This window comes from Streptomyces boetiae (assembly GCF_031845405.1).
Taxonomy (GTDB): Bacteria; Actinomycetota; Actinomycetes; order Streptomycetales; family Streptomycetaceae; genus Streptomyces; species Streptomyces boetiae.
Genome location: NZ_JAVREN010000114.1, coordinates 1 through 504 on the forward strand (window position 1 = coordinate 1; position 504 = coordinate 504).

The 504-nt window shown below is 77.4% G+C and carries 1 protein-coding gene; it reads right to left on the reverse strand.

Going from position 1 to position 504, the window contains the following annotated elements; all coding sequences use genetic code 11:
* Positions 1 to 384, reverse strand: a 384-nt coding sequence (locus tag RM780_RS27625) for a three-helix bundle dimerization domain-containing protein (RefSeq protein WP_394813106.1), incomplete at its 3' end; no start/stop codon positions are given.
* Positions 385 to 504 lie beyond the last annotated feature (120 nt).

Genomic DNA, 504 nt, shown 5'->3' on the forward strand with positions numbered 1-504 from the left:
CTCGTCCGCGGGGTGGACGTGGGCGGCGGGGTGGGTGCCGGCGGAGGGGACGGCGACCCGCCCGCCCGCCCGCAGGGTCAGCAGGGCGGCGGCGAGCTGGGAGCGGCCGGCGTTGTGACTGCACACGAACAGCACCCGCGGCGGCCGGCGCCCCGGCGGGGCCTCGCTGTGCGCCAAGGCCTCCAGGCGTTCGGCGGCAAGGCGTTCGGCCAGAAGGACCAGGTGGGCGCGGACCCGGGCATGGGCGGCCATCTGCCGGTAGGAGTCTGCAAGCAGGGTGCGCACGGTCTCCTCGGCGTAGTGGCCGGCCCAGCGCTCCGCGAGCCGCTGTGCGCCCGTGGCCAGACGGGGATCGGGGAGCGGCGGCACTGACGGGACGGCCATGGGAACCTCCGCGGGTCTGCGGGCGTGCGGGGCGGTGCGCGGGCGGGCCGGCGCGAAGGCCGGGGGTGGCCCCGCCGCCCGCCGGTGTGACAGTATCAGTGGATGCTGACGTCAGTCGAT